At 72.3% G+C, this 24635-nt stretch carries 24 protein-coding genes and 2 pseudogenes; 19 read left to right on the top strand and 7 right to left on the bottom strand.

Annotated features, from left to right (window positions below):
• Positions 1-134 precede the first annotated feature (134 nt).
• Positions 135-1424 carry a hypothetical protein gene (locus KSF81_RS21620; RefSeq protein WP_217380712.1) on the top strand — a complete coding sequence of 430 codons (1290 nt, stop codon included), beginning with the start codon at positions 135-137 and terminating at the stop codon, positions 1422-1424.
• A 70-nt stretch (positions 1425-1494) separates the two neighbouring features.
• Here the strand turns inward: KSF81_RS21620 and KSF81_RS21615 are convergent, their stop codons facing one another.
• Positions 1495-2280: a GDSL-type esterase/lipase family protein gene (locus tag KSF81_RS21615; RefSeq protein WP_217380711.1), complete on the bottom strand. Its 786-nt coding sequence runs from the start codon at positions 2278-2280 to the stop codon at positions 1495-1497.
• Between the two features lie 134 nt (positions 2281-2414).
• Between KSF81_RS21615 and KSF81_RS21610 the strand changes: the two genes are divergently transcribed.
• The 3 genes and pseudogenes from KSF81_RS21610 (at position 2415) to glcF (ending at position 5875) form a co-directional block, all read left to right on the top strand.
• Positions 2415-3647, top strand: coding sequence for an OpgC family protein (locus KSF81_RS21610; RefSeq protein WP_217380710.1), 1233 nt, complete (start codon positions 2415-2417; stop codon positions 3645-3647).
• The gene (locus tag KSF81_RS21605; RefSeq protein WP_217380709.1) at positions 3647-4423 is read left to right on the top strand and encodes an SGNH/GDSL hydrolase family protein; all 777 of its coding nucleotides are present in this window, start codon (positions 3647-3649) and stop codon (positions 4421-4423) included. Before KSF81_RS21610 ends, KSF81_RS21605 begins: the two co-directional genes overlap by 1 nt.
• Before the next feature lie 106 nt (positions 4424-4529).
• Positions 4530-5875: pseudogene (gene glcF / locus KSF81_RS21600) on the top strand (glycolate oxidase subunit GlcF).
• Positions 5876-5951: 76 nt separating this feature from the next.
• On the opposite strand, the gene KSF81_RS21595 reads toward glcF, so the two are convergent.
• A complete protein-coding gene (locus tag KSF81_RS21595) occupies positions 5952-7046 on the bottom strand; it encodes a YihY/virulence factor BrkB family protein (protein WP_217380708.1) in 1095 nt (364 codons plus the stop codon).
• A gap of 196 nt (positions 7047-7242) precedes the next feature.
• Here KSF81_RS21595 and KSF81_RS21590 point away from each other — a divergent pair, with 196 nt between their 5' ends.
• Positions 7243-8250 carry a tripartite tricarboxylate transporter substrate binding protein gene (locus tag KSF81_RS21590; RefSeq protein WP_217380707.1) on the top strand — a complete coding sequence of 336 codons (1008 nt, stop codon included), beginning with the start codon at positions 7243-7245 and terminating at the stop codon, positions 8248-8250.
• Between the two features lie 121 nt (positions 8251-8371).
• On the opposite strand, the gene KSF81_RS21585 is transcribed toward KSF81_RS21590, so the two are convergent.
• Positions 8372-9160 (bottom strand): helix-turn-helix domain-containing protein, encoded by a 789-nt coding sequence (locus KSF81_RS21585; protein ID WP_217380706.1) that lies wholly within the window; start codon positions 9158-9160, stop codon positions 8372-8374.
• Between the two features lie 128 nt (positions 9161-9288).
• On the opposite strand from KSF81_RS21585, the gene KSF81_RS21580 reads away from it, so the two are divergent.
• From KSF81_RS21580 to KSF81_RS21565, 4 genes are all read left to right on the top strand, one after another.
• The gene (locus KSF81_RS21580) at positions 9289-9657 is read left to right on the top strand and encodes a nuclear transport factor 2 family protein (RefSeq protein ID WP_217380705.1); all 369 of its coding nucleotides are present in this window, start codon (positions 9289-9291) and stop codon (positions 9655-9657) included.
• Between the two features lie 169 nt (positions 9658-9826).
• Positions 9827-10465, top strand: coding sequence for a tetratricopeptide repeat protein (locus tag KSF81_RS21575; protein WP_217380704.1), 639 nt, complete (start codon positions 9827-9829; stop codon positions 10463-10465).
• A gap of 246 nt (positions 10466-10711) precedes the next feature.
• Positions 10712-11623, top strand: a complete 912-nt coding sequence (locus tag KSF81_RS21570) for a methylated-DNA--[protein]-cysteine S-methyltransferase (RefSeq protein ID WP_309139646.1) — start codon at positions 10712-10714, stop codon at positions 11621-11623.
• Positions 11624-12077: 454 nt separating this feature from the next.
• Complete coding sequence (locus KSF81_RS21565; protein WP_217380703.1) at positions 12078-12485, top strand: cupin domain-containing protein; 408 nt, start codon at positions 12078-12080, stop codon at positions 12483-12485.
• A 112-nt stretch (positions 12486-12597) separates the two neighbouring features.
• Here the strand turns inward: KSF81_RS21565 and pyk are convergent, their stop codons facing one another.
• The 4 genes and pseudogenes from pyk to KSF81_RS32390 form a co-directional block, all read right to left on the bottom strand.
• Positions 12598-14031: a pyruvate kinase gene (pyk, locus tag KSF81_RS21560; protein ID WP_217380702.1), complete on the bottom strand. Its 1434-nt coding sequence runs from the start codon at positions 14029-14031 to the stop codon at positions 12598-12600.
• Between the two features lie 39 nt (positions 14032-14070).
• Positions 14071-15357: a glycerate kinase gene (locus tag KSF81_RS21555; protein WP_217380701.1), complete on the bottom strand. Its 1287-nt coding sequence runs from the start codon at positions 15355-15357 to the stop codon at positions 14071-14073.
• A gap of 99 nt (positions 15358-15456) precedes the next feature.
• On the bottom strand, positions 15457-15594 hold the full coding sequence (locus KSF81_RS32395; RefSeq protein WP_375293344.1) for a hypothetical protein: 138 nt from the start codon (positions 15592-15594) through the stop codon (positions 15457-15459).
• Between the two features lie 265 nt (positions 15595-15859).
• Positions 15860-16081: pseudogene (locus tag KSF81_RS32390) on the bottom strand (glutathione S-transferase N-terminal domain-containing protein); the annotation flags it as partial.
• 131 nt (positions 16082-16212) lie between these two features.
• On the opposite strand from KSF81_RS32390, the gene KSF81_RS21545 reads away from it, so the two are divergent.
• The 10 genes from KSF81_RS21545 (at position 16213) to KSF81_RS21505 (ending at position 24539) form a co-directional block, all read left to right on the top strand.
• The gene (locus tag KSF81_RS21545; protein ID WP_217380699.1) at positions 16213-16524 is read left to right on the top strand and encodes a DUF1244 domain-containing protein; all 312 of its coding nucleotides are present in this window, start codon (positions 16213-16215) and stop codon (positions 16522-16524) included.
• Between the two features lie 362 nt (positions 16525-16886).
• The gene (locus KSF81_RS21540) at positions 16887-17618 is read left to right on the top strand and encodes an MBL fold metallo-hydrolase (protein ID WP_217380698.1); all 732 of its coding nucleotides are present in this window, start codon (positions 16887-16889) and stop codon (positions 17616-17618) included.
• A 238-nt stretch (positions 17619-17856) separates the two neighbouring features.
• On the top strand, positions 17857-18126 hold the full coding sequence (locus KSF81_RS21535; RefSeq protein ID WP_217380697.1) for a DUF2312 domain-containing protein: 270 nt from the start codon (positions 17857-17859) through the stop codon (positions 18124-18126).
• 145 nt (positions 18127-18271) lie between these two features.
• A complete protein-coding gene (locus KSF81_RS21530) occupies positions 18272-18679 on the top strand; it encodes a DOPA 4,5-dioxygenase family protein (RefSeq protein ID WP_217380696.1) in 408 nt (135 codons plus the stop codon).
• A 71-nt stretch (positions 18680-18750) separates the two neighbouring features.
• Positions 18751-19734 carry a tripartite tricarboxylate transporter substrate binding protein gene (locus tag KSF81_RS21525; protein ID WP_254453671.1) on the top strand — a complete coding sequence of 328 codons (984 nt, stop codon included), beginning with the start codon at positions 18751-18753 and terminating at the stop codon, positions 19732-19734.
• A gap of 31 nt (positions 19735-19765) precedes the next feature.
• Positions 19766-20650, top strand: coding sequence for an alpha/beta hydrolase (locus KSF81_RS21520; protein ID WP_217380695.1), 885 nt, complete (start codon positions 19766-19768; stop codon positions 20648-20650).
• A gap of 423 nt (positions 20651-21073) precedes the next feature.
• Complete coding sequence (locus tag KSF81_RS21515) at positions 21074-21787, top strand: TauD/TfdA family dioxygenase (protein WP_217380694.1); 714 nt, start codon at positions 21074-21076, stop codon at positions 21785-21787.
• Positions 21788-21910: 123 nt separating this feature from the next.
• The gene (locus KSF81_RS30280; protein WP_309139645.1) at positions 21911-22150 is read left to right on the top strand and encodes an aquaporin; all 240 of its coding nucleotides are present in this window, start codon (positions 21911-21913) and stop codon (positions 22148-22150) included.
• Between the two features lie 25 nt (positions 22151-22175).
• Positions 22176-22697 (top strand): aquaporin, encoded by a 522-nt coding sequence (locus KSF81_RS30275; protein WP_309139644.1) that lies wholly within the window; start codon positions 22176-22178, stop codon positions 22695-22697.
• A gap of 279 nt (positions 22698-22976) precedes the next feature.
• Positions 22977-24539: a VCBS domain-containing protein gene (locus KSF81_RS21505; protein ID WP_217380693.1), complete on the top strand. Its 1563-nt coding sequence runs from the start codon at positions 22977-22979 to the stop codon at positions 24537-24539.
• Positions 24540-24635: the final 96 nt, after the last annotated feature.

Here is a 24635-nt window from a genome sequence, read left to right as displayed (position 1 = left end):
CCTGGCGCCGCGCCCGTTGCGGCAGCATCCGGGACCGGCCACCGCCGCGCCCGGGCGGAGCCAGCCTCTTTCGCTTGCCCCGCCTCCCGCCGTCACGCTATGTCCGGTTGCATTCCTGCGAGGCGTTTCCAGCCATGGCGCGCAAGCGGCGGGCGATCATCCATATCGGCACCGCGAAGACCGGCTCCACTTCCATCCAGCGCATGCTGGCGGCAAATCGCGCGGTGCTGCTGCACCATGGCTTCGCCTATCCCGCCTCGCCCGGGGAGAAGAACCATTTCCGCCTGGCGATCTATGCGGGATCGAGCGCGCAGGTGGACAAGATGGCTCGCGTCACCGGCGAGGCCGGCGACGCCGCCTGGGTGGCGGAGCGCCTGGAGGCCGACCTCGCGGCGGAAATGGCGGCGCTGCCCGAGAGCGTCCATACCGTCATCTTCTCGAACGAGCATTGCTACCGGAAGGTGGATACGCCGGCGGCGGCGCGGCGGCTGAAAGCGCTGCTCGCCCCGCATTTCGACCGCTTCACCGTCATCGCCTATCTGCGCCGGCAGGATGAATTGGCGGTGAGCCTCTATTCCACCCGGATGCGCAGCGGCAGCAGCGACACGGATCTGCTGCCGCCGCTGGAGGGCAGGCGGCGCAACGCCCAGCGCTTCGACTGGGCGCTGATGCTCGACCGCTGGGCCGAGGCTTTCGGGCCGGAAGCGGTGGCGCCGCGCCGCTTCCTGCGGGAGGCTTTCCCGGGCGGCGACCTGCTGCGCGACTTCCAGGCCGCCTGCGGCATGGACGGGCTCCTGGACATCGCCGGGGAGGCGGTGCGGAACCCGTCGCTCAACGCCGCCGCCCAGGAATTCCTCCGCCGCCTCAACGCCGCGACCCGCGGCGGCGAGGCGGAGGAGGGGGACGAGAAGGTGCCGGAATTCATCCGCCATGTGGTGGACAGCCGCTTCGGCGGCCCCGGGCGCCGGCCCTCCCGTGCCGAGGCCGAAGCCTTCTGCGCGGCCTTCCGCGACTCCAACGAGCGGCTGCGCGCCACCTGGTTCCCGGCGCTCGACCAGGTCTTCCCGGCGGATTTCTCCCGCTACCCAGAGGCCGCCGACCCGCTGCCCGCGGAGGCCGAGGTGCTGGAGGTGGCCATGGCGGTGATCCGGCACCAGGCCGCGATGCAGCCGGGCCAGGTGGCGGAGGCCGCCTTCCGGCGCGCGCAGGAGAGGGTGGCATCCGGCGACCCGGCCGGGGCGCGGCGCCTGTTCCACAAGGTCCTGGGCAAGGAGCCGGCCCATGCCGGGGCGCTGCGCGCCCTGCTGGAACTCGGCCGCACCGATCCCGCCATCGCCGGGGAGGCCGCGGCGCGGCTGCGGCGCGCCCTGGCGGCGGAGGCCGGAAACCCCATGCTGCAGGAATTGGCCGCCGGGCTGGAATGAAGCCGCCGGCGTCTTGTATCCTCGGGCCGATTCAGACCTTCGGGCCAAGCCCCGCGGTCATCAGGCCGGCTCAGCGCCCCGCGACCATCCCGCTGGCGCCCAGGCCGCGCAGGATGGAATCGGCCAGGGCGGCGGCCAGGCAGCGATAGCCGCGATCGGTATGGTGCAGCCCGTCCGGGCCGATCATGGCACTGGCCGGCGCGCCCGCCGCTGCCCAGATCCGCATCAGGCCGGCACGGGAGAACAGCGGCAGGTGCTGCGTCGCCGCCAGGTCGCGCAGCGTGGCGTCGAAGCTTTCGAAGCGTGGCGAGGTCAGGATGCGCGGCGCCCGCTGGCTGTCCATCAGCACCACATCGGCGCCGGCCTCTTGCAGCCGGGCCAGGCCGCTGGCCAGGGCGGCGCGGAAGACCTCCGGGTCCATGCCGCGCAGCACCGCATTGGCACCGGCCTGCCAGACCACCAGGGTCGGCGACGAGTCCAGGACATCGGCCTTCAACCGGGCCAGCATCTCCTGCACCTCCTGCCCGCCGATGCCGCGGTTCAGCACGCGCAGCGCGACGCCGGGCAGCGCCGCCCGGAGCCGCGCCTCAAGCTGCGCCGGATAGGTCTGGTCCGGGCTGCTGGCGCCGGCCCCCTCGGTGGAGGAGGAGCCGAAGGCGATGATGGTGAGCGGCCTGCCCTGCCGCAGCGCCGCCCGCGTCACCGGCAGCGGCAGCGCCTGGCTGGCGGATGCCGGGCACCCGGAGGCCGGGCGGTCCGGGGCATCGCGCTCCGGGGCCAGGGGCTCCGCGGCCAGGCTGGGCGAGGCCAGCGCAAGCAGCAGGAGGGCGCCCAGCCAGCAGGTAAATCGTCTCATTCTGCGACATTGCCGCAACCGCGCGAGCAGCGCCAGCGGTTACAGGCCGTATGGCGGCCGCCTCCCGCGGGTGTCATGGGAAGGCGCTTGCGCGGGATGGGCCGCATCCCGCATTGCTTGCCGCGGAGGTGGCGATGCGGGCTCTCATCCGCGGCGGTGGCGGCCGGGACCTGCGGGCGGATTTCTTCCGCGGCCTGGCCCTGTGGTTCATCTTCATCGACCACGTGCCCGGCAACCTGCTGGGCGAATTGACGCTGCGGAACATCGCGCTCTGCGATGCGACCGAGGCTTTCGTCCTGCTGGCAGGCTATGCGGCGGGCCTCGCCTATGGTGCCTCCCTCGACCGCAAGGGCTGGACCTTCGCCGCCGCCGGGCTGGTGCGGCGGGTCGGCACGCTCTATGTCGCGCATATCTTCCTGCTGGTGGTCTTCACGGCCCAGGTGGGCTTCTCGGCCGCGGCGCTCGACAGCAATGCCTATCTGGACGAGCTGCATCTCGACATCTTCGGGGAGCAGCCCTACCGCGCGCTGCTGGAGGCGCTGCTGCTGCGCTTCCAGCCGGCCTTCCTCGATATCCTGCCGCTCTACATCGTGATCCTGCTGCTGCTGGTCCCGGCGCTGCCGCTGCTGCGGCGGCCGGGGCTGCTGCTGGCCCTCTCCGGTGCCTGTTATCTCGTGGTCCGGTTCTTCGAGCTGAACCTGCCGAGCTGGAACGGCGGCGGCTGGTTCTTCAATCCCATGGCCTGGCAGTTGCTGTTCTTCATCGGCTGCACCCTCGGCTATACGCCGCGCCGCGGGGCGGTGCGGGCCGCGGCACCGGCCGTGCCCCTCAACCCGGCGCTCGCGCTGGCCGCCGTGCTGGTCCTGCTGCTGGGCGTGGCGGCGCTGACGGTGGCCTGGCACCGGCCGGAATTGCTGGCCCTGGTGCCGGAGCGGCTGGCGGTGCTGCTCACCACCATCGACAAGACCTCGCTGCACCCCTTCCGGCTGCTGTCCATCCTGGCGCTCGCCTATCTGCTCGGCCATGCGGTGGCGGCGGACGCGGCCTGGCTGCGCAGCCCGCCGGCGGCACCCTTCGTGCTCATGGGCCAGCACGGGCTGCCGGTCTTCTGCGCCGGCATCTTCCTGTCCTTCCTCGGCCGCCTGGCGCTGGAGGTCGAGGATGGCTGGGCCATGCAGCTTGCCGTCAACTTGGCCGGGCTGGCGGCGATGGTGGGGATCGCGGTGGTCGGCGCCTGGTACCGGCGGGAGGCGGCGGCCGGCCCGAAGCCCAATGCCACCCTGGCCGCCGCCCCGGCCGGCCCCCGCGCCGGGGCGGCAACGGAATCCTTGCCGGTGCCCGCCGTCTCGCCTAGGACTCAGGCGTAATGTTCGCGCTGCGACCCGCGCTGCTGCTGCTGCTGGGCGCGCTGCTGGCCCCGGCCGCCGCGCGGGCCGAGTCTGCGGCCTGCGGCGCGCCGCCCGAATTGCTGGAAAGCGGCGCCGCCCTGCCGGTCACGGCCCGGGCCATCGCCACCGGCCGGCTGCGGGTGGTGGCGACCGGCTCGGCCTCGGTGCTCGGCCCCGGCACCAGCGGGCCGGAGGCGGCCTGGCCGATGCGGCTGCGGGCGCTGCTGGAGGCGCGGCATCCCGGGCTGCGGGTGGAGATGGTGGTGCGCGGCGCCCGCGGCCTCACCGCAACCGACACCGCGGCGCTGATCGCCGAGGAACTCGCCCAGGGACAGCTCCAGCAGGGAGGGGCGGTGCAACTGGTGCTGTGGCAGGCCGGCACGGTGGAGGCGGTGCGCGGCCTCGACCTCGACGACATGGTGGATGTGCTGAACACCGGCCTGGACCTGCTGCGGGCGCAGGGGGTGGATGCGGTGGTGATCGACCCGCAATTCTCCCGGTTCCTGCGCGCCAACGCCAATATCGACGCCTATCGCGACATGCTGCGGCTGGTGGCGGCGGCGCATGCGGTGCCGCTGCTGCGCCGCTACGAGCTGATGCGCTACTGGGCCGAGACGGAACGGGTGGACCTGGAACGGGCGCCGCGCAGCCGGCGCGTCGCCGTGGCGGACCGGCTCAACGACTGCCTCGCCCGCGCCATGGCGGAGTTGCTGCAAAGCGGCATGGCGGAGGCGCAACCGGCCCCGCGCCCCTGACCCCGCCGGCCAGCGGGAGCCCTGGAAGCCCCGGCGTTTCCGCCGCGCCGCTTCCCCCCCTATATCTGGCCCTTCCGCGCCGGCCACGCGCGCGCCCCGAGGACCCATGCAGACCAGCTTCACCCCGGAACAGCTCAAGGACCCTGATACGCGGGAGAGCAACGGCATCCTCCGCACCTGCGTCCATTGCGGCTTCTGCACCGCCACCTGCCCGACCTTCGTGCTGCTGGGCGATGAGCTGGACAGCCCGCGCGGCCGCATCTACCTCATCAAGGACATGCTGGAGAGCGGCAGGCCCGCCACGGCCGAGGTGGTGAAGCATGTGGACCGCTGCCTCTCCTGCCTCTCCTGCATGACCACCTGCCCCTCCGGCGTGCACTACATGCACCTGGTGGACCATGCCCGCCGCTATATCGAGGAAACCTATGAGCGCCCCTGGCCGGAGCGGATGCTGCGGCGGATGCTGGGGATGGTGCTGCCCTATCCCGCCCGATTCCGCGCGGCGCTGCTGGGCGCCCGGCTCGGCCGGCCCTTCGGCGGGCTGATCCCCGGCGCCTCCATGACCGGGCAGCGGCTGCGCGCCATGCTGGGCCTGGCCCCCGGCGCCGTGCCGCCGCCGAGCCCGATGCAGCACCCGCAGGTCCACAAGGCCAAGGGCGAGCGGCGCGGCCGGGTGGCGCTGCTGACCGGCTGCGCCCAGCAGGTGCTCGCGCCCTCCATCAACGAGGCCACCATCCGGCTGCTGACCCGCATGGGGATCGAGGTGGTGATCACCAGGGAGCAGGGCTGCTGCGGCGCGCTCTCCCACCACATGGGCCACCACGACCCGGCCATGCGGCTCGCCCGCGCCAATATCGCCGCCTGGAGCCGTGAGATCGAGGGGGAGGGGGAAGGGTTGGACGCGGTGGTGATCAACGCCTCCGGCTGCGGCACCACGGTGAAGGATTACGGCCACATGTTCCGCGAGGAGCCGGCGCCCTGGAAGCAGCGCGCCGAAAAGGTTGCCGCCCTGGCCATGGATATCTCCGAGGTGCTGACGAAATCGGCTACGCCCCCTCGCGCGAGGCGCCCGGCCTGACGGTGGCCTATCACTCCGCCTGCAGCCTGCAACATGGCCAGCAATTGACCGGCGTGCCGAAGGCGCTGTTGCAGCGGGCCGGCTTCACGGTGAAGGAACCGGCGGAGGCGCATCTCTGCTGCGGCAGCGCCGGCACCTACAACATCCTCCAGCCCGAGATCGCGGCGCGGCTGCGCGACCGCAAGCTCGGGAACCTGGACCGCACCGGTGCCGACCTGATCGCCGCCGGCAATATCGGCTGCCTCACCCAATTGGCCGGGGACCGGATGCCGGTGGTGCATAGTGTGGAACTGCTGGACTGGATGGCCGGCGGGCCGGAACCCGCCGCGGCGGCCGCGGCGCGGGCGGCCAGGGCGGCGCGCCTGCCGGCCTGAAAGCCGCCGCGGCGCCTGGTATCCTCGGACCGATTCAGACCTCCGGGCCCAGTGGCCCTGCGGTCATCGGGCCGACTCAGCTTGCCACCGTATCCGCCATCCGGGCGCCGCGCGTGCCCATCGGTCGTTCCGGGCCGGTAGTGGTGTCGCGGGCCGTCTGGTGCTCCATCTCCGCATCCAGCTCCGCCCCCGCCAGCACGATGGTGGCCGAGAGCCAGATCCAGGTCATGAAGCCGATGACGGCGCCGAGCGAGCCGTAGGTCTCGTTGTAATTGCCGAAATTCGACACGTACCAGGAGAAGCCGAGCGAGCCGATCGCCCAGAGCACCGCGGCGGTGGCGCTGCCCCAGGAGATCCAGCGCCATTTCGCGCGGTCGCGGTTCGGTCCGTAGCGATAGAGGAAGGCCAGGAACAGGCCGATGGCGGCCAGCAGCACCGGCCAGCGGGCCAGGCTCAGCAGCCATTCCGCGCTGCTCGGGAGGCCGACGAATTGCAGCACGACGGGCAGCACCACCACCCCCAGCATCGCCACCAGGATGAACAGGATGCCGCCCAGGGTGAAGGCCATGGTGATCGCCAGCCGGCGGAAGAAGCCGCGCGTCTCCCGCTCGTCATAGACGACGTTCAGCGCATCGACGATCGCCTTGCTCGCCTGGTTGGCGCTCCAGAGCGAGGTGGCGAGGCCGATGAGGGCACTGAGGCCCAGCGTGCCGCCGCCCTTGCTGGTGATGCGCTTCACCTGTTCCTCGATGATCTCCATGCCGCCGCCGGGCACCACCGCGGAGAGCGTCGCCAGATGTTCGGAGATGGTCGCGGGTTCGGCGAAGAGCCCGTAGAACGAGATCAGCGCCGCCAGCGCCGGGAACAGCGCCAGCAGGCCATAGAAGGTGACGCCGGCGGCCTCGGTCAGCACCCGGTCGTTGGACACCTCGGCGGCGGTGCGCTTCAGGATGTCCCACCAGCCGCGGGCCGGAATCTCGCTCGGGGCATCCGCGTTGCGGCCGCGGCCGGGCTCGCGCGCCCGGGCCCGGTCCTGCGCGCCATGTCCCCTGGAGGGGTGGCCTGACTCTGTCCGGGCGGGGGCGGAGCGGCGGCCGAAGCTGGCCAGCAGCAGGCCGGTGGCGGCGAGCGCGGTGGCAAGAAGGGCACTGGGTTTGCGGTCCGCCGGCATGGCCGTCTCCAGGGGAAGGGGCAGCGGCGATGCGAACGCATGAGGCGCGGCTTGGTGCCGCGACCGGCACGAAATGCCGTTGCCGCAACCGGCCCGGGCATGCAGCGCCCCTGCCGCGGCAGGCCCGGAGCATGGCCGCTTCTGGCCGCGGCGATCATGTTCTAGGGTCCGCGCCCCCCGATCCAAGGACCCGCGCATGACCCTGCCCCGCCGCCTCCTGCTGCTTGCCGGCGCCGCGGCTCTGGCCCGCCCCGCCCTGATCCGCCCTGCCCGGGCGCAGCCCGCCGCCTGGCCGGACCGCACCATCACCCTGGTGGTGCCTTTCCTGGCCGGCGGCTCCACCGATATCGCCGCCCGGGTCCTGGCGGAGCGGCTGGCGCCGCGGCTCGGCCCCGCCGCCCGGATCGTGGTGGAGAACCGCGGCGGCGCGGGCGGCGCGGTGGGCAGCGAATGGGTGCGGCACCGGCCGGCGGATGGCCATACGCTGCTGCTCGGCACCGCCTCCTCGCATGCCACCAATCCGGCGGCGCTGCCGGCCCAGACCCCCTATGACCCGGTGGAGGATTTCACCAGCATCGCCATGGTCGGCGGCGGGCCCCTGGTGCTGGTGGTGCCGGCGGCCTCCCGTTGGCAGACGGCGCAGGAGTTGATCGCCGCGGTGAAGGCGGCGCCGGGCCGCTATTCCTGGGCCACCTCCGGCGCCGGCGGGGTCGGGCATCTCACGGGCGAATACATGAAGATGGCGGCCGGCGGCATGTCGGCCGAGCATGTGCCCTATCGCGGCGGCTCCGCGGTGATGGAGGCGCTGGCCAAGGGCGAGGTCGAGTATTCGCTGGAGGTGCTGGCCTCAACCGCCGCGCATATCCGCGACGGGCTCTCGCGCGGCCTGGCCGTCACCTCGCGCGAGCGGCATCCGCTGTTTCCTGACATGCCGACCCTGGACGAGTCGGGGCTCAAGGGCTTCGAGGTCACCACCTGGAACATCCTGTTCGGGCCGAAGGGGATGCCGCCCGCCCTCACCGTGCGGATCAACGCGGCGGTGCGGGAGACCCTGGCCGACCCCGCCGTGGCGCAGCGCCTGGCCGCGGCCGGGGTGGACCCGGCGCCGCCGCGCTCGCCGGAGGAGACGCGCGAATTCCTGGCGGCGGAGCTGGCGAAATTCCGCGACATCGTGGCGCGCGCGGGGCTGCGGCTGGGGCGTTAGAGCGGATCGCCGCAGGGCGGAACCGCCCGGAGGCGTGAATCCGCTCTGCAAACAACAGGCTACAGCGGCGTGCCGAACCATCAATTCGGCACGCCGCTGTAGGGCCGCGCGGCGCACCATCTCAGCGGCCACCGCCGAGGGCCAGGCGGGTGGCGTCATCCGCCGGGAAGAAGCTCTCCAGCATGAGTTCCGAGAGGGTCACGTCGATCGGCGTGCCGAAGACCGTCGTGGTGCTGAGGAACGACAGCAGGCGGCCGCCGCCATCCCGCAGCCGCAGCGGCACGGCGACACCGGCCAGGTCGTCGCGCGGCGCGGCGCTGGCCCGGCCGGGATAGGCCTCCAGCTCGGCCAGCAGCGCATCGAGCACCGGATCGGCGCTGGCCGCGATCTGCTGGCGCAGGCGCTCCAGCAGGTGGCCGCGCCATTCGCCGAGATTCTCGATCCGCGGCGCCATCCCCTCCGGATGCAGGCTGAGGCGCAGCACGTTCACCGGCGGCGCCAGCAGCCCGGGCGCCACGCCGGCGAGCAGCGGCGCCACCGCCGCATTCGCCAGCACCAGGTTCCAGTGCCGGTCCACCGCCAGGGCCGGGAAGGGCTCATGCCCGCGCAGCACGAGCTCGACCGCGCGGCGCGCCGGTTCCATGGCGGGAACATCGAGCGGGCGTTCGGGATAGCTGGCCGCGAAGCCACCCGCGGTGAGCAGCGTGTTGCGCGCCCGCAGCGGCAGTTCCAGATGCTCGGCGAGGCGGAGCAGCATCGCCCGGCTCGGCTGCGCCCGACCGGTCTCGATGAAGCTGAGATGCCGGGTCGAGATTGCGGCGTCGGAGGCAAGGTCGAGCTGGCTCCGCCGCCGGCGCTGGCGCCATTCGCGGAGCAGGTTTCCGACGGGAAGGGAGGCGGCGGCGCTCATGCGGCCTCGATACACCGCGCGGCGAGCCGGGTTCCATTACCTCCGGAGTAATCGACCGGGGCCGCCGGGCTGGCCATTTTCGCGCCGCACCGGGCGACGTGCCGGTGCGCAGACAAGGAGATCCGAGGATGAGCCGCCACCACGACATCGCGCAACGCTACCTGGCGATCTGGAACGAGGGCGATGCCGCCCGCCGCCGCGCCGGCATCGCCGAACTCTGGGCGAGCGACGCGCGCTACGCCGATCCGCTGATGGCGGGTGAGGGGCATGACGGCATCGAGGCGATGATCGCCGCCGCCCGCACCCAATTCCCCGGCCACCGCTTCAGCCTGGCGGGCACGCCGGACGGGCATGGCGGGAACCTGCGCTTCTCCTGGAGCCTGGCGCCCGAGGGCGGCGCGCCCATCGCCCATGGCACCGATTTCGCGACCCTGGATGCCGAGGGAAGGCTGGCGCGCGTCACCGGCTTCCTCGACCAGCCTTCGCCAGCCGGCTGAGCCGGCCCGATGACCGCAGGGCCGCATGGCCCGGAGATCTGAATCGGGCCGGAGATGCCAAGCGGCCCGATGACCGCAGGGCCGCATGGCCCGGAGGTCTGAATCGGGCCGGAGATGCCAGGGTGCCAGGGCGGTCCGCCTCGGCGTAATGCGCGCCGGGGCGGGCCGGATGGTTCCGGCCCTTGCCAGCCCGCCCCGGCCGCCCGACCTTCCCTCCATGCGCCGGCTGATCGCCCTCCCGCTCCTGCTGCTGCCCCTGGCCGCTGAGGCCCAATCTCCGCATCCCGCGACGCCGCGCGCCGCCGCCCCGCGCGGCGCCGAGGCGCGGCGGCTGGAACTCGACCGAGCCTTCGAGGCGCTGCAAGCCGCGCCCGACGAGGCCGGCGCCGCGCTGGTCGAGGGCCGCATCCGCCAGCTCTGGTCGCAGGGCGCCACCCCGGCGGTCGGGCTGCTGCTCCGCCGCGGGATGCGCAACATGGAGGCGCAATTGCCCGGCGAGGCGCTGGAGGATTTCGACGCCGCCATCACCCTCGCCCCGGAATTCCCCGAGGCCTGGCACCTCCGCGCCCAGGCCAATGCCAGGACCGGCGACCTGGCGGCGGCGGCGCGCGACCTGCAGGAGGCGCTGCGGCTGGAGCCCCGGCACTGGGCCGCGCTGCTCAGCCTCGCGGCCCTGCAGGAGGAGGCGGGCGATGCCGCCGCGGCGCTGCGCAGCCTGGAGGCGGCGCTGGCGATCAACCCGAAGATGCCCGGCGGCGCCACCCGGCTGCGTGAGCTGCGCCGCAAGGCGGAAGGCGACGTCACCTGAGCGCCGGAAAGCATCAGGTTCGGGCGCCACATCGCCGCAACCCGCGGATGGCGGGCGGCCCGGCGGCGCAGCAGATTGAGGCCATGTCGAACCTCCCTCCCATGCCCGATCCCGAAGCGGCCCGCTGGGCGGCGCTGCTTTCCCGCAACCCCATGCCCGACTGCGGCCCCTTCCTCTACGCGGTCACGACCCAGGGGGGTCTATTGCCGGCCCGGCTGCCCCGCCCGCCCGCCGCTCCGGCGCAACGTGCGCTTCTATCCCGATGTCCCGGCGGCCGAGGCGGATGGCTTCCGCGCCTGCAAGCGCTGCGACCCCAAGGGCGAGCGCGCCGGCATCCATGCCGCCGCCATCGAGGCCGCCTGCGCCATGATCGAGGCTTCCGAGAGCATCCCCTCCCTGGCCAGCCTGGCCGACCGCGCCGGCTATGCCCGGCATCATTTCCTGCGGCTGTTTCGCGAGATCACCGGCGTCACGCCGCGCAGCTATGCCGAATCGGTCCGGGCGCGGCGGTTGCAGGCCTCGCTGGCGGCGGGCGAGCGCGTGGCCGAAGCCGTGGCCGGCGCCGGCTATGGCAGCGAGAGCCGGGTCTATGAGGCGCCGGGCCGGGTGCTCGGCATGACCCCCGGCGCCGCCCGGCGCGGCGGCGAGGGCGAGGTGATCCGCACCGCCACCGCCGAAAGCGCGCTCGGGCCCCTGTTGGTCGGGGCGACCGAGGCCGGCGTCTGCTTCATCGGCTTCGCCGAGGATTTTGCCGCGCTGGAAGGCGACCTGCGGCGGCGCTTCCCGAAGGCGCGGGTGGAAGCGGCGCCGGAAGCGCTGGCGGAGACCATGCGCCAGGTCGTGGAATTCCTGGAGGAGCCGAAATCCGCGCTCAGCCTGCCGCTCGACCTGCGCGGCACCGCCTTCCAGCGGCGGGTCTGGGAAGCCTTGCAGGCCATCCCCTTCGGCGAGACCCGCAGCTATGGCCAGATGGCCGAGGCGATCGGCGCGCCGCGGGCGGTGCGGGCGGTGGCGCGGGCCTGCGCGCAGAACCACGTCTCCCTGGCCGTGCCCTGCCACCGGGTGGTGGGCAGCAATGGCGACCTCACCGGCTATCGCTGGGGCGTGCCGCGCAAGCGGGCGCTGCTGGCGAAGGAGCGCGCCGGCAAGGGAGAGTAGCGCTCCCTTCATGGCGGGGCGAGGTGGCGGTGCCAGGTGGCCCCGCTCACCGGAAGCCGGCCGGTCCGCCGTGGTAGGCCGGGCGGCGGCCGGCATTCCGGACGCTGCCACAGCACCCGATTGGCCAGCCGGAACAGGGTTTCGGACAAATCCGGCCTGGGCAGCGCCCGCCAGGGCCAGGCAGGGCGGCATGGGAGGACGCCGCGTCCATGCGGGACGGAGCTCGGCCAGTCTCCGGTGGGGTGAAGAGGCGGTGCATCGGGGAGTGCCTCCCGCCATGGGTTGCGCAAGAAAAGAACGTAACAAGAACACTCGGCGGGCGCAAGCATCATCGCCCCGCCGCGCTTCCACCGGATGTGATGTCGGGCTGGTGCCACGCCACCGCAAGCCGGGGCGCGGGATGATAGCCTCGCCGGGCCGGCGAGGATCGGCCCCGCCGCAGGAGGTCGTCCGCATGCTGTCACGGAGAAGCTTCGCTGCCTGCGCCATCTGCGCCGCGACCGGCCTGGTGGCGTCCCGGGTGGATGCCCAGACCCAGCCCGCCCAGACCCCTGGGGCTTCCCGGAGGATTATCCAGAGCACCGACCTGGACGAGAAGCACGTCGCCATGCTGGCGGTGGTCGAGATCCCCGCGGGTGCGACCGTGGCGCGGCACACCCATCCCGGCGTCGAGTCCGCCTATGTCCTCGAAGGCGGCGTGGAAATCTCGGTCCAGGGCCAGCCCGACAGGCAGGTCCGCGCGGGCGAGGGATTCCAGATCCCGCCCGGAACCCCGCACAGCGCCAAGGGCGGCGACAAGCCGAGCAAGCTCTCGATCACCTATGTGGTCGAGAAGGGCAAGCCGCTGGCCTCGCCGGCCTGACCCTTCGCGGTATCGGCGCCGCCGTGAGACGGCGGTCCTCTGCGCCTTCGGCAAGGCGCGTCGCGGCGGCAGCCTGCCGAGCCTCGCCGGTGCCGGTTCCGCGTTGCCCGCCCTACTTCACCGTGGCGACCCGCAGCGCATTCGTGGTGCCCGGCGTGCCGAAGGGCACGCCGGCCGTCACCACCACCTCCTCGCCCCGGCCCGCGAAACCCTCCGCCTGTGCCGCGCGCAGCGCCTTGGCCACCATATCGGTCATGGAATGCAGCTCCTGCGTCATCAGCGGATGCACGCCCCAGACCACGGCCAGCCGCCGCGCCGCCTCCTCGCTGCTGGTGAGGCCGAGGATCGGGCAGTCCGGGCGTTCCCGCGCGACGCGCAAGGTGGTGCTGCCGGTGGAGGTGAAGGTGGCGATGACCTCGGCGCCGATGGTATGCGCCACCTGGCGCGCCGCGGCGGCGATGGCGCCGGCGCTGGAGGGCTCGGGCTCCGGCCGCGCCGCATCGGTGAGCTGGCGCCAGCCCGGGTCCTGCTCCACCCGCGCCACGATGCGGTCCATCATGTTCACCGCCTCATAGGGGTATTGGCCGGCGGCGGTTTCGGCCGAGAGCATCACTGCATCGGCGCCGTCGAAGACCGCCGTCGCCACGTCCGAAGCCTCGGCGCGCGTCGGCGAGGGGGCGGCGATCATGCTCTCCAGCATCTGGGTCGCGACCACCACCGGCCGTCCCGCCGCGCGGGCGGCGCGGACGATGCGCTTCTGCGCCAGCGGCACCTCCTCCGGCGGCAATTCCACGCCGAGGTCGCCGCGCGCCACCATGACGCAGTCGGTGAGCGCGATGATGGCATCGAGGTTGTCGAGCGCCTGCGGCTTCTCCAGCTTCACCATGATGAGCGCGCGGCCATCGGCGATCGCCTTGGCCTCCGCCACGTCCTCCGGCCGCTGCACGAAGCTGAGGCCGACATATTCAATGCCGATCTCCAGCACGAAGGCCAGGTCCGCGCGGTCCTTCGCGGTCAGCGCCGGGATCGGCAGCACCACATCCGGCACGTTCACGCCCTTGCGGTCGGACAGCGGCCCGCCGACCACGATCTCGGTCTCCAGATGGTCCTCGCGCCGGTGCGTGACGCGCAGCCGGAGCTTGCCGTCATCGAGCAGCAGCGAAGTGCCGATCTGCGCGGCCTGGATGATCTCGGGATGCGGCAATTGCACGCGGCGCACATCGCCCGGCGTCGGACTGAGGTCGAGGCGGAAGGGCTGGCCTGTCTGCAACTGCACCCGCCCGCCGCGGAACTGCCCGACGCGCAGCTTCGGCCCCTGCACATCCGCCAGGATGCCGATCGGACGGCCCACCTTCTGCTCCAGCGCGCGGATGGTGGCGATGCGGGCGGCATGGTCCTCATGCGTGCCATGGCTGAAATTCAGCCGGAAGACATCGGCGCCGGCGCGGAACAGCCGCTCGATCATCTCCGGCGTGGCGCTGGCCGGGCCGAGCGTTGCCACGATCTTGGTGCGCCGCCGGCGGCGGATCGGGATGCGGGTTGCCATGTGGTGGAAATCTCCCGGATGGGGCGGCGCCGGAGGCGTTCAGCCGATCAGCACGGCGCGGATGTCGTTGACATTGGTGAGCGTCGGGCCGGTGACGATGAGATCCCCCAATGCACCGAAGACCCCGTGGCTGTCATGGGAAGAAAGCATGGCGCGCGGATCGAGCCCGGCGGCGCGGGCGCGCGCCAGGGTGTCCGGCGCGGCGATGGCGCCGGCGGAATCCTCGGTGCCGTCGATGCCATCGGTATCGGCCATCATCGCCCAGATGCCGGGCTCGCCCGCCAAGGCGAGGGTGAGGCCCAGCAGGCATTCGGTGTTGCGGCCGCCGTGGCCGGGCTTGGGCGCGCGAATCGTCACCGTGGTCTCGCCGCCCGAGAGCAGCAGGGCGGGGGCGGGCAGGGGCTGGCCATGGGCGCGGACGCCGCGGGCGATGCCGGCCAGCACGGTGCCGACCTCCCGCGCCTCGCCCTCCAGCGCATCGCCGAGGATGAGCGGCGTGAGGCCCGCCGCGCGGGCGGCCGTGGCCATGGCTTCCAGCGCCATCATGGGCGTGGCGATCATGCGGTATTCGGCCGTGGCCAGGCGGGGGTCGCCGGGCTTGGGGGTTTCCTCCGCCGCCGCCGCCAGATGCGCGGCGACGGCGGGCGGCAGGGCGATGCCGTAATGCGCCACCAGGGCCCGCGCCTCGGCGAAGCTGGTCGGGTCCGGCACGGTGGGGCCGGAGGCGATCACCGCCGGGTCGTCGCCCGGCACGTCCGAGATGGCGAGCGTCACCACCCGCGCCGGGTGCGCCACCGCCGCCAGCCGCCCGCCCTTGATGGCGGAGAGGTGCCGGCGCACGCAATTCATCTCCTGGATGGTGGCGCCGGAGGCGAGCAGCGCCCGGTTCACCGCCTGCTTGTCGGCCAGCGTCAGGCCCGGCGCCGGCAGCGCCAGCAGCGCCGAGCCGCCGCCCGAGATCAGCACCAGCACCAGGTCCTGCGGGGTGAGCCCCTGGACCAGGGCGAGGATGCGCCGCGCCGCCGCCTCCCCGGCCGCATCGGGCACGGGGTGGGAGGCTTCGACGACTTCGATCTTCCGCGTCGGCACGGCATGGCCGTAGCGGGTGACGACCAGGCCCGAGAGCGGGGCATCGGGCCAGGCGGCCTCCACCGCGGCGGCCATGACGGCGGCGGATTTGCCGGCGCCGACCACCAGGATGCGGCCGCCCGGGCCGGGGCGTTCCGGCAGGTGCCGGGCCAGCACGGCGCGCGGATCGGCGGCCTGCACCGCCGCGTCGAACAGGCTCCGCAGCGCGGCCCGCGCCCGCGCATCATCCCAGGCCATGCTGGTCCCTCCCTCTGCGCCGCCCATCATCGGGAGGTTGGGCGCCCCGGCAAGCCGCTTTCTGGTGGTGGTAGGCGGGGGAGCCCCGCTGCGGCGAAATCAAGGGATGCCGTTGCGGCCATGCTCCCGGAAGCCCGGGCGCTCGCTCAGCCTTTCAACATAGGCCATGACGGCGGGGTAGTCCGGCCGCGGCATCGGCGTCTCCAGCCAGCGGTTCACCGAAAGGCCCAGCACCATGTCGGCGAGCGTGAAGGCCTCCCCGGTCACGAAGGCCCCCCGTGGCGGCAAGCCGGCCTTCGAGGATGCCGATCATCGCGTTCCAGCTCCGCGCGCTGGCTTCGATCTGCGCCTGGTCGGCGAAGCCGGGGTCACGGCGCACGAGGGCGAGGAAGGCATAGCGCCAAGCGCTGTTGAGGTCGGTCGCCTGCCAGTCCATCCAGGTCTCGACCAGCGCCCGGCCGCGGGGCGATGCGGGGAGGAGGTCCGTCCGCCCATGCCTGGCGGCGAGGTAGCGGCAGATCGTGTTCGATTCCCACAGGATGCCCGCCTCGTCCTCGATGACCGGCACCAGCCCGTTCGGGTTCATCGCCAGGAATTCGGCCGTCCGGGTCGAGGCGAAGCCGGTGCCCCAATCCTCGCGCTGGTAGGGGAGGCCGATTTCGCGGCAGGTCCAGAGGACCTTGCGGACATTGATCGAGGATGCCTTCCCGAGAATCCTGAGCATGGGTGCCGCCTGCCCTTAAGGGTGCCGCGTTGCCGAGGCTGCGAAACAGAGCGGGGAGGCCCGGCTCGCCGCCCCCTGGCGGCGCGGCCCATCCTGCCCCAGATTTGGGCCGGCGAGATGGAGGCACCACGATGGCCGCACCCGAGATCGACGACCGCACCCGCACAGAGCTGGAGGCCGCCGCCTTCCGGCACCTGGTCGAGCACCTGCGCGAGCGCAGCGACGTGCAGAACATCGACATGATGAACCTGGCCGGCTTCTGCCGGAACTGCCTCTCCAAATGGTACCGCGCTGCCGCGGAGGAGAAAGGGGTGCCGCTCTCGGACCCCGAGGCGCGGGAGATCATCTACGGCATGCCCTACAAGGACTGGCAGGCGCAGCACCAGAAGGAGGCGAGCCCGGAGCAGAAGGCGAAATTCGCCGAGACCGGCAAGGGGCATTAGCCCGAATCCCGCTCCGGCCGGAAACACGCGCGTTTCCGGCCCCGCCTGCGGTTCCGTGCAATCGCCAATCCGGCGGCCGCGGCGCCGGGCAGGGCGAGCGCCGAAGGTTCCGGGAGGTTGATCCGGGGTGAGGCGCCGCCATGGCCGGCAGGTGGCCTGTCGGCCGGCGCTGTTGACGGGCCCCCAGCAGTTCGACGGGACGGGGCCGGGGCCCGGCAGGGCTTGAGCCAGGCCCGGCCAGCCCCCGATACTCCGCCGGGTGTCGGCGCTCGGCGAACCCGCCCCCACCACCGGGGGATCCGATCGCCCGACCGGCCCATGCGGCCGGCATCCCGCCGGCCTCCCGGAGAGGAGGACACGCCATGGAGACCAGGATCGCCGAGGTCGCCCCCGGCATCTACCGGCTCTCGACCTTCGTGCCCGAGATCGCGCCCCCGGCCGGCTTCACCTTCAACCAGTTCCTCCTGCTCGGCGACGAGCCGCTGCTGTTCCACACCGGGCTCAGGCGCATGTTCCCGCTGGTGCGCGAGGCCGTGGCCCGCATCATCCCGCCCGAGCGGCTGCGCTGGATCGCCTTCGGCCACTACGAGGCCGACGAATGCGGCGCGGTGAACGAGTGGCTGGCCGTGGCTCCCCATGCCGAGGCGGCCCATGGCCACACCGGCTGCCTGGTCTCGCTGAACGACATGGCCGACCGGACGCCGCGGATGCTGGCCGATGGCGAGGCCATCGACCTTGGCGGCGGCCGGCGCCTGCGCTGGCTCGATACCCCGCACATCCCCCATGGCTGGGACGCCGGGGTGCTCTACGAGGAGGCGAGCGGCACCCTGCTCTGCGGCGACCTCTTCACCCAGCTCGGCGACGGCCCCGCCCTGACCGAAGCGGAGGTGGTCGGGCCCGCGATCGCCGCCGAGGACCTGTTCGGCTTCTCCAGCCTGAACCCGGGCATGGGCTCCACCATCCGCCGGCTCGCCGATCTCTCGCCGCGCACCCTCGCCCTGATGCACGGCCCGTCCTTCGCAGGCGACGGCGCGGCGGCGCTCCGCGCCCTGGCCGACGACTACGACCGCCGGGTCCGGGCGGCGCTCGCCTGAGGTCCGGCTCCCCTTCAGCCAACCGGCCACCCTCGGTGCGGAATTCATGCGCCCCTTCTTCCAGCGGCGGGGAATGTGAAGCGGCTCTCCGCCCAACCGGCCGGTTCCGGTTACGGCCATTCGTGCCCGGGGGCCACCGGCGCATCACCTGGGGACGTTTCGGTTCCCGGCCTGCGCGCGCCATTGGCGAGCGGCCCTGCCGGGGCTATACCGCCTCGCGATTTCAGGGGGGGGGGCCATGGCCGAGGCGGCGGAGAAGGAACAGGATACCGAAGTCGGCGGGATCGCCGCCGACCGGCTGCGCTCCATCATCGAAAGGGTGGAGCGGCTGGAGGAGGAGCGGAAGGCCCTCGCCAGCGATATCAAGGACATCTATGCCGAGGCCAAGAGCGCCGGCTTCGACGTGAAGGTGATCCGGCAGATCATCTCGATCCGCAAGCAGGAGCCCGCCGACGTGGAGGAGCACGAGACCCTGCTCGACCTCTACCGCCGGGCGCTCGGCATGTAGGGCCGGGGGCACGGGGTTCCGGCCCGTGCCCAGCTTCCCGGCGGCGGGCGGGGGCGCCCTGTCCGGGCACCGCTGGCCGCCGCCTTGGTCCGGCGCTAGCATGGCCGCGCCCGTCCTGCCGACGGGCCCGCCGGAGTCCATGCCGATGCCGGACGACCCTCCTGGCCCTGTGCCCGAAACCGCCACCGACGCTCCCCTCGATCCCGGAGCGATCACCGGCTGGCACGCGCATGTCTATTACGACCCCGCCGCCACGCGCGACCGGGCGGCGCTGCTGCGCGAGCGGATCGTCGCGCGCTTCCCGGAAGCGGTGCCTGGCCGCTGGCATGATGCGCCGGTCGGCCCGCATCCCACGGCCATGTACCAACTGACCTTCACGCCGGCGCTGTTCCCGCGGATCGTCCCCTTCCTGGCACTGAACCGGCAGGGGCTGACCGTGCTGGTGCATCCCGAGACCGGCTGGCCGCGGGCCGACCACCTGATGCATGCGCTCTGGCTCGGCGCGGTGCTGCCGCTCAAGGCGGAGGTGCTGCCGGAACAGGCCGGCACCTGACGCTTGACTCGTTGCCGGAGCGCCCCGACCCTCCGCCCCCGGAAACCGGGAAAGCCATGAGGTCGATGCCGATGCCGATCCCGCTCAGCCGCCGCGCCCTGCCGGCCCTGCTCGCCCTGGCCGCCGGAAGCCCCGCCGCCCTGGCGCAGGAGGCCGCCTGGCCGGCGCGGCCGCTGCGCTTCGTCGTGCCCTGGCCGCCCGGCGGGCTGAACGACCTGATCGCCCGCGCCTTCAACGACCGCGTCTCGCGCGCCCTCGGCCAGACCATCGTGAACGACTTCCGCGCCGGCGCCGGCGGCCGCATCGGCGTGGCCGAGGTCGCCCGCGCGGCGCCGGATGGCTACACGATCGGCATGGGCAATCTCGGGCCCCTGACCATCTTCCCGAATCTCTACCGCGACATCCCCTATGATGTCGGCCGGGACCTCGCGCCGGTGATGATATTCGCCGCCTCGCCCCTGGTGCTGGTGGTGAACAGGGACCTGCCGGCGCGGAACGTGGCGGAGCTGATCGCCCTGGCCAAGGCCCGGCCCGGCGCGCTGAATTTCGGCTCGGTCGGCATCGGCACGGCGCAGCACCTGATCTTCGAGATGCTGCGGGTGCGCGATGGCATCGCGATGGAGCATGTGCCCTATCGCGGCAATGCGGATTCGCTGATCGCGCTCATGGCCTCCGACGTGCAGGCGATGTTCGAGACCCTGCCCACCATCCTGCCGGCCATCCGCGACGGGCGGGTACGGGCGCTGGCGGTGACGACCCCCTCCCGCGTGCCGCATCTGCCTGATGTCCCGACCTTGGCGGAATCCGGCTATCCCGAGATCGAGGTAGCCACCTGGTATGCGGTGATCGCCCCTGCCCGCACCCCGGCGCCGGTGCTGGACCGGCTCTACGCGGAATACACCGCGGTGTCGCTGCTGCCGGACATGCAGCGTTTCCTGGCCGAGCAGGGGCTGATCTACCTGCCGAACACCCGGGCGGAATTCACGGCCCGGATCGCCGCCGAGACGGAGCGCTGGGGCCGGATCATCCGGGAGCGCGGCATCAGCGTGGGATAGAGCAGATCGCCCGGCACGAGGGAGAAGCCCGATGGCAGATGCCGAGATCGAGGTCATCCGCAGGCAATTGGCCTCGCATCCGCGGCCCGCGGACCTGGCCGAGCGGCGCTGGCGCCTCGACGCGCTGGGCCAGCAATATTCGCTGCCACCGGATGTGCGGGTCGAGAAGGTGTCGGCGAACGGCGTCGCCGCGGAATGGACCACGACGCCGCAGGCCAACCCCGCGCGGGTGATCCTGTTCCTGCATGGCGGCGGCTATATCTCCGGCTCGCTCGACAGCCACCGGCACATGATCGCGGAGGCGGGGCGGCAGGCCGGGGCGCGGACGCTGGCGCTCGACTACCGGCTGGCGCCCGAGCATCCCTTCCCGGCGGCGCTGGAGGATGCCATGGCCGGCTACCGCTTCCTGCTGGCCCAGGGCATTGCGCCGGCGCATGTCGCGATGGCCGGGGAGAGCGCCGGGGGCGGCTGCGCCGTCGCGGCGCTGGTCGCGCTGCGCGATGCGGGGGTGGCGCTGCCGGGCTGCCTCTGGTGCAGCTCGCCCTGGGTTGACCTGGCGGTCAGCGGCGGCAGCATCGAAGCCAAGGCCGCGGTCGATCCGCTGCTCGGGAAGCCCTATCTGCTGGAGCTGGCCGCGGCCTATCTGCACGGCGCCGATCCGCTGACGCCCTTGGCCTCGCCGCTGCATGCCGACCTGCGCGGGCTGCCGGCCATGCTGATCCAGGTCGGCTCCGCCGAGACCCTGCTTGACGACGCGGTGCGGCTGGCCGGTGTGGCGGGAGGCGCGGATGTGCCGGTGACGCTCAGGATCTGGCCGGACATGATCCATGCCTGGCACCTCTTCTACCAGCAGGTGGCGGCGGGCCGCCGCGCGCTGGTGGAGGTGGGCGCCTTCATCCACGCGGCGCTCGGCTGAGGCCCGGCGAGACAAACCGGCCCGGATCGGATCATATTGCCTGCATGGAGACGGATACCCTGCCCATGGATGCCCAGCTTTCCTCCATCGGCGGCGCCGCCGCCTGGCGCGGCGAGGAACTCGCCGCCAGTCCCTTCTGGCCGCGCCGCCTGACGGCGCCGGAGATCGCCGCGCTCGATGCCGCGCTGGATCAGGTGCGGGCGCGCGGCCTGGCGCCGGCGGAGATCCGCGCCGCGGATTTCCCGATCCCCAGCCTCCGCCCGCTGCTCGATGGCGTGGCGCGGGAGCTGGAGGAGGGCAGGGGCCTGGTGCGGCTCTCCGGCCTGCCGGTGGCGCGCTACGCGCCGCTCGACCTCAAGCGCATCTTCTGGGGGGATCTGTGCCAATCTCGGCACGCCGCTGCTGCAGAACACGGCGGGCGAGGTGCTGGCCGAGGTGCGGGACGAGACCGGCACCGGCGCCGCGGTCGGTGGGGCGGCGGCCGGGCCGGTGCCCTCCGCCCGCGCCCGCTCGCGCTCCACCGGGCCGCTGCGCTGGCATACCGACAAATGCGACGTGCTGGCCTTGCTGTGTGCCTCCAACGGCATCGAGGGCGGCATCAGCAAGGTGGTCTCCACCGTCGCGGTGCATGACGAGATCGCCCGCCGGAACCCTGGCCTGCTGCGCGTGCTCTACCAGGATTTCTGGCGGATGCGCCCGGCCGACGAGGAGGGCGAGGGCCATGCCGACCGGGTCTTCCGCATGCCGGTCTTCTCCCGTGGTCCGGATGGCGGTTTCACCAGCCAGTACAGCCGCACCTATGTCGAGATGGCGCATGCCGAGCCCGGCGTGCCGCCGATCACGCCCGAGCAATTGGCCGCGCTCGACCTGCTGGCGGAGGTGGCGGACGGGATTTGCCTGCACGCGCCCTTCACCCCGGGCGACATCCAGTTCCTGAACCAGCATGTCAGCTATCACGGCCGCACCGCCTATGCCGATGACGCCAGGGCGGGCGCGCAGCGGGTGCTGCTGCGGATCTGGCTCGCCATGCCGAATAGCCGCGCCCTGCCGGCGGGCCATGCGGTGCAATGGGGCGATACCCGGCCGGGGGCGCTGCGCGGCGGCGCGGTCCGCGGGCGGAGCGCCCTGGCCGGATAGCGGCGGGTTGCGACGGTGCCCGTTCACAGAATCGCGCGTGAGGCATCTGTGCCGCGGGCGAGATTATAGGATGCCTTCCGTGGCGGATCGCCGTTGTGGCGCTCCGGCAGGGAGGATCCCATCGTGTCACGCAAGCTCGCTGCTGAGTTCTTCGGAACGCTCTGGCTGGTGCTGGGCGGCTGCGGTAGCGCCGTCCTGGCCGCCGCCTTCCCGGATGTGGGGATCGGGCTGCTCGGGGTGGCGCTGGCCTTCGGCCTGACCCTGCTCACCATGGCCTATGCGATCGGCCATATCTCCGGCTGCCACCTGAACCCCGCCGTGACGCTCGGCCTGGTAGCCGCCGGGCGGTTCAAGGGGGGGTGAGGCGCTGCCCTATATCGCGGCGCAGGTGATCGGTGCCTGCGCCGGCGCCTTCCTGCTCTATGCCATCGCCTCCGGCCAGCCGGGCTGGGACTTGGCGGTGAAGGGCCTGGCCGCCAATGGCTATGGCGCCGGTTCGCCGGGCCATTACGACATGACCTCGGGGCTGCTGATCGAGGTGGTGATGACCTTCTTCTTCCTGCTCATCATCCTCGGCGCCACCGCGGCGCGGGCGCCGGCGGGCTTCGCGCCGATCGCCATCGGGCTGGGGCTGACGCTGATCCATCTCATCAGCATCCCGGTCACCAATACCTCGGTGAACCCGGCGCGCAGCACCGGCCCGGCTTTCGTGGTGGGCGGGCTGGCCTTGCAGCAGCTCTGGCTCTTCTGGGTGGCGCCGATCGCGGGCGGCGTGCTCGCGGGCGTGGTGCATCGCTGGCTCGGCGCCGAGGAGGCGCTGGATGTGGCGGACCGCGAACTCGCCGCGCGCAGCGCCGCGGCCTCGGCGGCCGAGGCGCTGGCGCCGATGACGGCGCGCGAGCCGCGCTGAGCCGGCCGGCCGCTGCGGGGCTATGGCCCCGCGGTGGTGCGGCCAGGCAGAAGGCCGGTGCCGCCGGGCTTGTCGCTGCCGGGCGCCGATCAAGCGGGAATGCTCCAGCCATAGGCTTTGGTCTCTTTTGTAAGATTCATGACCTGGTATTTTAAAATTCCGTCACAGATGGTAGATTTGCTTTCGCAATGGAAACTTAAGGTTTAGGGAACCTCCGACGAAGCGATCAGGGGTTTCAGGCACCTACCCCTTCGCGGGCACCGGCTTCGGAGGATGCGTATGGCGACGGCTGCTATCTCAAAAGGCGTGGCGAAGGTCGCCATTAGCAACACCCCCCAGGCGAATGCCGACCAGGTCTCGGTCGATGAGAACGGGCACAGCATGGTGGATGTGCTGGCCAATGACCTCGGTGGCGCGGCGAAGCAGTTCTGGTCCTTCAACCAGGGCAATCTGGCCGCACAGACCGGCATCGGCGATTGTTTGCACCTTGATGGGCTGAAGGTCACCTTCACCGGCGGCGGCCTGCTGGACGTGCAGGTGGTGGGCACCGGCTTCGACCACCTTGCCGCGGGCCAGACCCAGGATGTGAGCTTCAGCTACTCGATCCGCATGGCCAATGGCGCGATCGCGACCTCGACCGTGACGATCACCGTGGTCGGCTCGAACGACGCCGCGGAGATCACCGGCGCCGTCGCCGGTTGCGTCACCGAGGATACCAGCCCCGGCGCCGCCGGCACGCTGGCCGTGGCCGACAAGGATGACGGCCAATCGGGCTTCCAGGCCCAGGCCGATATGGACGGCACCTATGGCAGCTTCCATTTCGACGCCGCGACCGGCGCGTGGAGCTACGCGCTGGGCGAGGCGGCGCAGGCGCTGCACAGCGGCGACACGCATGTCGAGACCTTCACGGTGAAGTCCCTCGACGGCACGGCGCAGGACATCACCGTCACCGTGCATGGCACGGATGACGCGGCGGTCTTCGCCGGCAGCTTCGGTGGCGAAGTGACCGAGGACGAGAGCCCCGTCATCGGCGGCTTCGTGACCGTCAGCGACAAGGACGCCGGCGATGTCGGCTTCGGCGGCGATGTCGACGCCGATGGCGCCTATGGCAGCTTCCATTTCAGTGCCGCGACCGGCGAGTGGAGCTATGCGCTGGGCGAGGCGGCGCAGGCGCTGAACGGCGGCGAGACGAAGACGGAGGTCTTCACCATCACCTCCTTCGACGGGACGCAGCAGGACATCACCATCACCGTCCATGGCCAGGACGAGGCCCCGCCGCCGCCGCCGCCCGCGCCGGTGGTTGCGCTGGACCTGACCTACGATCCCGGCCAGGCCGCAAGCAACCTGACGAACGCGACCTTCGCGGGCCAGCCAGGCTCCAGCGGAGGGCCGAGCCTGAACGGGCAGTGGAACAGCTGGCTCAGCGGCCTCTCCGCCTGGCGCGCCGACCTCACCGGCCATCACGGCTCGGATCTCGACCCGTCGAGCACGACGGTGGCCTATACCTATGCCCAGGGCGGCCAGCAGAACACGGTGAGCAACGTCTTCGACAAGACCTTCAGCTACTACGCCACGCCGGCCGAGCCGGCCGAACTCTCGCTCGATGCCGGCGCGGTGCTGGTGCAGTACAGCAATGACCTGGTGCTCCAGTTCGCTGTGACCGGGGCCGCGGGCGACCTCGCCCTGCTCACCGCCAATACCAGCGTGAGCGTCACGGACCTGGATGGCGACAGCCTGGCCGACGATACGCTGATCGCCTTCAATGGCGGTGGCAGCCTCGGCCTGCTCAACGGTGCCTTCACGAGCATCAACGACCTCGGCGCGAATATCGTCTTCGCCTGAGCCAAAGGGGCTCCTGCCGGTGCACCGCCGGCAGGAGCCCCTTTTTCCATTCCGCGCGTCATGGCGGGGGCCCCTTCGGGCCGCCGGGGCTGGCCC

Origin of the sequence: Siccirubricoccus sp. G192 (assembly GCF_019084075.1) — a bacterium.
Classification (GTDB): domain Bacteria; phylum Pseudomonadota; class Alphaproteobacteria; order Acetobacterales; family Acetobacteraceae; genus G192.
This window is presented reverse-complemented; position numbering and strand designations above follow the sequence as displayed.